Annotated in this window: 4 protein-coding genes; 3 read left to right on the top strand and 1 reads right to left on the bottom strand. The window is 39.9% G+C overall.

Annotated features, from left to right (window positions below):
• Nucleotides 1-47 precede the first annotated feature (47 nt).
• Nucleotides 48-1,394, bottom strand: a complete 1,347-nt coding sequence (locus FD44_RS00575; protein ID WP_056973792.1) for an FAD-dependent oxidoreductase — start codon at nucleotides 1,392-1,394, stop codon at nucleotides 48-50.
• Between the two features lie 221 nt (nucleotides 1,395-1,615).
• Here FD44_RS00575 and FD44_RS00580 point away from each other — a divergent pair, with 221 nt between their 5' ends.
• The 3 genes from FD44_RS00580 to FD44_RS00590 all read left to right on the top strand — a co-directional run bounded on the left by FD44_RS00580 (nucleotide 1,616) and on the right by FD44_RS00590 (nucleotide 7,087).
• A complete protein-coding gene (locus tag FD44_RS00580; RefSeq protein ID WP_010619680.1) occupies nucleotides 1,616-3,043 on the top strand; it encodes a C69 family dipeptidase in 1,428 nt (475 codons plus the stop codon).
• Nucleotides 3,044-3,234: 191 nt separating this feature from the next.
• A complete protein-coding gene (locus FD44_RS00585) occupies nucleotides 3,235-4,212 on the top strand; it encodes a ketopantoate reductase family protein (RefSeq protein ID WP_010619681.1) in 978 nt (325 codons plus the stop codon).
• Nucleotides 4,213-4,426: 214 nt separating this feature from the next.
• Nucleotides 4,427-7,087: a cation-translocating P-type ATPase gene (locus tag FD44_RS00590; protein WP_010619682.1), complete on the top strand. Its 2,661-nt coding sequence runs from the start codon at nucleotides 4,427-4,429 to the stop codon at nucleotides 7,085-7,087.
• Nucleotides 7,088-7,113 lie beyond the last annotated feature (26 nt).

The raw sequence follows: 7,113 nt of genomic DNA on the forward strand, positions 1-7,113 counted from the left end.
AAAACTAATGTTTTGTCTCGGCCACTTTTTTGATTACCATGATGTTTTTAAGCATTCGTTGCTTTAGCAACAGCTTGCATTGCCACAGCGTTTACGTAGTTTAATGGTTGGTCATAGTTTGGTTGGAATAACATGTCGACCATTGATAAGTCTTCAATAGTCATCTTGTTTTGGATGGCAAGTGAAATGAGGTTGGCAGATTGAGCACAATCATATTCGCTATAGAAAGCACCACCTAGGACGACGTGAGTTTTAGGATCCCAAACTAAGCGCATGAGAATTGGGGTTGTTGAAAGCATGAACTCTGGACGATAATTTTGTTCGAGAGTTACACTATCAACCTCAACGCCACGAGCTTTTGCACCGCCGACAGTTAAGCCTGATGAAGCTAAGGTTTTACCAAAGAGGGCAACTGCTGATGAGGCTTGGGTGCCTAGATATTTAACAGTTGGTTTAACGATATTATGGCCAATTAAGATACCTTGTCGAACAGCGTTAGTGGCCAAAGGAATATAGTCATCCTTACCCGTTGGATTGTATTTAACAACTGATGAGTCGCCTGCTGCGAAGATGTCTGGATTAGAGGTTTGCATATATTCATCAGTGATAATTGCGCCGTTATCCAGCATATCTAGTTTGCCCTTCATTAATTCGGTCCGTGGACGGAATCCAGCTGAAAGGACAGCTAAATCAGCCGTGTAACTTCTCTTTGTAGTGGTGACCGTAATTTGATCGCCATCATTAGAGAATGATTTAACCATTTCGCCCATTGCTAAGGTAACACCGTTGTCGGTATAATCTTTAGCAACTCTGTCTGAAATTTCTGAATCAAAATTTTTAGCCAAAACGGTATCTAAGCCATCAATTAAGGTAACCTTCTTACCAGTTACAGCAAATTGTTCTGCAAGTTCAGCACCAATATAACCAGCACCAATCACAACTGCAGATTTAATGTTGTTTGAAGCAGCCTTAATAGATTTAGCATCCGCAAAGTTTTTGCAAAGCTTTACCTTGTCATTATCTTTAACACCTTCAATAGGTGGAATGACAGGGGCAGAACCAGTGGTGATGACTAACTTATCGTAGCTTTCAGTACTAGTTTCATCACTAACTAAATCTTTGACTTCGAGTGTTTTGGCATCTGTATCAACACTCAAAACATCGTGTTGCATCTTCATGCTTGCGCCAAGTGAAGTAAGTGCTTCTGGAGATGAATAGAACATTTTATCTGGATCTGAAACGTGATCGCCGACCCAAAGGGCAATCCCGCAGGAAAGAAACGAGAGATTATCATTTCTTTCATATACAGTGACATCAAAGTCAGGGTGTTCCGTTAAAATTTGTTGTGTTGCAAATGTTCCGGCATGCGTACAGCCAATAACAATAACCTTCATGATATTGCCTCCCAAATATAGATACTCTAAAGCTTGTAATAAAAATCACAAGTAGGAATAAACTAATTGCCTACAATTTTATTTTAAACGATATAGCATAAATGTCAACGCTTTCATTTTCGATATCATGAGAATTTCCGGTCTTTTATTAATGGGGGATCTAAATATTCTTTGTGAAAGGTGTAAAATGAAACTATCTAAATTTTTGAGGAGTCCTAATTATGAAAAAGAAACATTTATCAGCTTGTACATCCGTTTTAGTCGGGAAAAAAGCGTCGATTGACGGATCCACTTTGATTGCCCGAAATGATGATACATTTTTGCCACTAACGCCACAACGATTCTACGTTCATGAGGCTGTCAGTGATCGTCATGAGACCCTAGTTTCCAATCAAAATGGGTTCACGGCTGAATTACCTGAAAATGGTTATCGTTACATGGCAACGCCAAACGTTAACATCGATAAAGAGGGCGTGTACGATGAGAGCGGTTTTAACGAGCATAACGTTGCAATGAGTGCGACTGAAAGTGTCTACGGAAACGCTAAATCACTCGCTTATGATCCGCTCGTTAAAAATGGATTGGCTGAAGATTCACTTCAGACGATGGTTTTACCTTTTATTGATTCTGCAGCGGAGGGCGTAGACTATCTTGGTAATTTAATTGCAAAGTTTGGCTCTCCTGAAGGAAACGGGGTTCTTTTTAGTGATAAGGACGAAGTTTGGTATATGGAAATTGTAACGGGACACCACTGGGTTGCCCAACGAATCCCTGATGATGCATACGTGATTACTGCAAATCAAGTTGCCATTCAAAACGTTGACTTTGATGATGCCATCAATTTTAAGTTTTCAGAAGGTATCCAGGAATTTGTTAAGAAAAATCACCTAAATCCTGATGCAAAGGGCTGGAATTTCCGCCATATTTTTGGCACAAGTAATGAAAAAGACCGCCATTACAATACACCTAGAGTATGGTTTGGCCAACGTTACTTAAATCCAGAAATCGAACAGGAACCAGATTCGAATGAATTACCATTTATTTGCCATACAGATAAAAAGATTAGTGTTGAGGATATTGAGTATATCTTAAGCTCTCACTATAATGAAACGGACTATGATCCATTAGGAAATGGTCCAGAGGAATTGAAGACGAAGTTCCGACCAATTTCAATGAATCGGACGCAAAACTCACACGTGTTACAAATTAGAAATGATGTACCGGAAGCACAATCAGCTATTTTCTGGTTGAACTTTGGCGTTCCGGCATTTAGTCCATACGTTCCCTTTTACGCAAATGCAACGGATACAGATGTTAGTTACCAAACTACTCCGGTTAAAATGGATGGTAAGAGTGCTTACTGGACGTACCGAAAGTTATCAGCGGTGGTGGAATCTCATTACCAACAATTTATTGAATCAGACACCGATTTTGTGACAGCAGCGAAGGAACGATTCCGAACTCATATTGCTGATGCAGATCGAGAAGCCAGTTCACTTAGTGGAGAAAAATTGACTGCTTTCTTAACTCGTCAGAACCATGAAATTGCGACGGAAATGAATGAGAAAACAACGCAATTTACCTATGACTTACTTTCAGAGAGCCTGAATCTTTCAAAACTAACCTTTAATATGGATATTAATCTTTAAACATCAAAGCCTATCTTTCGAGATAGGTTTTTTTGATACCTTCAATATTATTAAAATATGATTATAAATTAATTTGACTTCTCACATTTTTAGGCTTAAATTATTACCTAACTTGATTGGAAATTTTAGATATTAAAGGATCCAATTTAAGGCATACATAATTAGGTCAAATGATAAGGAGAGACATACATATGAAATTTACGGTTGTTGGTTCAGGCGCAATGGGATTGCGTTATGGCGTTTTACTACAAGAGGCAGGAAATCAGGTTGATTTTGTGGATACCTGGGAACCGCATGTCGAAAAGATGCGTGAGCAGGGTGGCGTTTACGTTTCACGTGATCATCAAGATCGGGAATTAGTACCCGTTAATGTCTATTATCCGGAAGAATATAAGGGAGATCCCGATTGCTACATTTTTTTCACGAAGCAAATGCAACTAGCGGACGTTTTGAAACGGTGTCACGCATTTTTTAAGCCAACTCAATACGCTTTTACCTGCATGAATGGGATGGGACACGTAGAAAAATTACTTAACTACTTTGCGCCAGAGAAACTAATTGCCGGAACAGCCTTGGTTGCGACCGTATTAAACGGGCCAGGCGATGTCGATTTCATCGGTGCGCGCGGTGCCGGAACAATGAATTTAGCGAATTATACTGAAAAACCTGATGATTTCACGCATAAATTGGTGACTGAATTAGAAAAAGCACAGTTTAATCCGACGTTGACGACAAACTTTAAAGGAACATTGATGGCAAAGGTCGTTTTTAATTCAGTTGTGAACACGTTATGTACCATGTTTGAAATGACAATGGGCGAATATGCTGCGTACAAAGGTGCAGATGATATGAGTCGACAATTAATTAATGAAGCATATGATGTTTGTGAACGAGCCGGTGTCAAGATGATTAATACACGTCAAGAAGAATTAGACAGCGTTAATTATGTTAGTAAAGTTGCTAATCCACTGCACTATCCCTCAATGTATCAGGATATGCATAATTATCGCCCAACGGAAGTTGATTTCATTAATGGCTACCTCGTTAAATTAGGAAAAGAAAATGACTATGCTGCACGAACTCACGCATTTTTAACGCATGAAGTGCATTTGGCCGAATTACAAAAGCAAAAAGAGTTAAAGACGAATCAGGCAAAGCAAGAGGCCTGAATGATATCGAAGAGACTTCACATCGCTGATGGGAAGTCTTTTTGTTTGTCCAAATTGTGAATTATATTAGATTTATTTTATGGTAACGATAATTAATAGTTGTTAAAAAGTGGATTTTCCTTTAGAATGATAGTTAGAGGAATTAACGAAACTATATCAATAAGCGAGTTTGATTATTGATCCCTAACAGAGTACCAAGAAAGGACTGTCAGAGATGAAGATGACCAATACCCAGCTACCCATAGAAGAAATTGTACAGAACTATTCGACGAATCAAACTAGCGGCTTAAACGACGCCGAGGTTGTTCGTCGACAGGAAGAAAACGGAAAAAATGTTTTAACAGAGGCGAAGAAGCCCAATATTTTTCAGCAAATTGGTCGACATATTTCCGACATCGCGTCACTTGTTTTACTGTTTGCAGTTGTTTTATCAATTTATTTAGCATTAACAACTGATAGCGGTTGGACAAAGCCAATTGTGATTGGAAGTATTTTAGTTCTTAACGTTATGATTGGCATGTATCAGGAACATAGTGCAGAGCAGGCCTTATCTGCGTTAAAGAAACTCAGTGTGCATGAAGTTCAAGTGTTGAGAAATGGCCAAAAAATAATGCTTGATGCAACAGAATTAGTGGTCGGAGACGTTATTTTACTTGAACCAGGAAGTCAGGTTCCTGCGGATGCGCGCCTTATTACGGCAAGTAACCTTTCAATAGACGAAGCAATTCTAACGGGTGAAAGTTTGCCTGTGGATAAGATTTCAGAGCCGTTACGAGAAGAACCCGAAGAAATTGGAGATTATCAAAATATTGTTTTCTCGGGAACTGCTGTTACCCAAGGAAATGCGACGGCTGTGGTTACCGAAATTGGTATGCAGACTGAGTTAGGATCCATTGCTGGCATGTTGAATCAAACAAAGGTCAAGCAAACACCGCTTCAAAATCGATTGAACCGATTGGTCAGCTCTTTATCTGGAGTTGCCATTGCGGGAGGAATCATTATTTTTCTTCTAGGGATGTTTCTTCATGGTGACCCACTAGCAAGTAGCCTAATGATTGGCGTTTCACTTGCGGTTGCAGCCGTACCGGAAACGTTACCAATTATCGTCACAATTAGTCTTGCCCATGGTGTCAAAAAAATGGCAAAACGAAATGCGATTATGCGTCGGGTTAGTGCGGTTGAAACAATTGGAAATGTTAACGTCATTGCCTCTGACAAGACTGGAACCCTTACCCAAAATAAAATGACGATTACTAAATTGTGGGTAAACGAAGGTGGTCTTACAGCGGTCAATGAAGTCGATGTATTAGATGATCATCAAGCCAAACTTTTAAAAATGTTTGGACTCGCGACAAATGCTCAAATTACCAAGGATGAAAATGATTTGGCGCTTGAAATCGGGGATTCAACTGAATTAGCAATCGTTAGATTACTACACAAATTTGGAATGTCCCGAAATTCTTTGGAAAATGATTCGCCGAGGTTGGCTGAAGATCCATTTGATTCAACAAAGAAAACAATGGCAACTTTACAAAAGCTACCAAATAATAAAAGCTTACTCATTGTCAAAGGTGCCTTTGACCGGTTACCGATTAATCGAGATACGGCTGAATATGCGGAGGCACTTAAAAATCACGATGCTTTTGGTCGTGAAGCCTTACGAGTACTAGCAGTTGGATATAAAGTTTTTGATGGTGTTCCAACTGAATCGATTGAGAACTTACAGGATGAAGTAGACTTATTAGGTTTAGTAGGGATGATTGATCCACCTAGAGAAGAAGTAATAGCTGCAATTAGTGAAGCGCATGGCGCTGGAATAAAAACCGTCATGATTACGGGAGATCATTTAGAAACTGCGAAAGCAATTGCTAAAAAAATTGGGATCTTAAATGCTGGTGATAGCGTCCTAACGGGTACGGAATTACGAAAGCTATCGGATGAGCAGCTAATGGACCAAATTGAGGGGACAACGGTATTCGCTAGAGTATCACCTGAAGATAAAATTCGGATTGTGACCGCTTGGCAGGAGCAAGGTGCCGTTGTGGCCATGACTGGAGATGGCGTGAACGATGCGCCCGCACTGAAGGCCGCAAACGTGGGGATCGCAATGGGAATTACGGGTACCGAAGTTTCTAAGGGAGCCGCTGATATGGTGCTAACGGATGATAACTTTGCCACCATTGTTGCTGCGGTTTCAGAAGGACGAACAGTCTATCAAAATATATTGAAAGCAGTTGAATTTTTAATTGGGGTTAACTTTGCCCAACTGTTCCTTATGATCTTTTCCGTGGCAATCGGGTGGGGCGCGCCACTAATTGCTGAGCAACTATTATTAATTAACGTGCTTGCTGACGGGATTCCAGGCTTCTACCTAAGTCGTGAACCAGGCGAAAAGTCCGTTATGAAACAAAAGCCAATTACTCAGTTAACGAGTATATTTGCAAATGGATTAGGAACGCGCGTTGCGATTAGAGCCGTCACGTTTACTATTTTAACCCTTAGTATTTACGCGTTTGGTCGTTTTGGGATGTCAAATGGTGGCGCAGCTATAGGAATGACAATGCTCTTCTTAGTTCTAGCCTTGGGGTCAATGATTGATATCTACGCAATTAAAACGAGAGAAAGTCTCAGAGTTGCGAGTTTTAAATCAAACCCAACGTTGAACATGGGGATGACCATTGCGGTTGTGCTAGTTCTGGCAGTTGCAATTTTACCGCCACTCCAAAATCTATTTGAGTTAGTTTCATTACCACCAATGGCTTGGTTGATTGTCGTTGTAACGATGTTTATTCCAACGATTGTGCTAGAAATTAATAAACGTCTGCAAAATCGAAATAGGGTTGATAACGAATATCAAGCTATTACAGAAGATTAAAAAACCTCGATTTAAAATTGAAGTGC

The organism is Secundilactobacillus malefermentans DSM 5705 = KCTC 3548 (genome assembly GCF_001436395.1).
GTDB lineage: Bacteria > Bacillota > Bacilli > Lactobacillales > Lactobacillaceae > Secundilactobacillus > Secundilactobacillus malefermentans.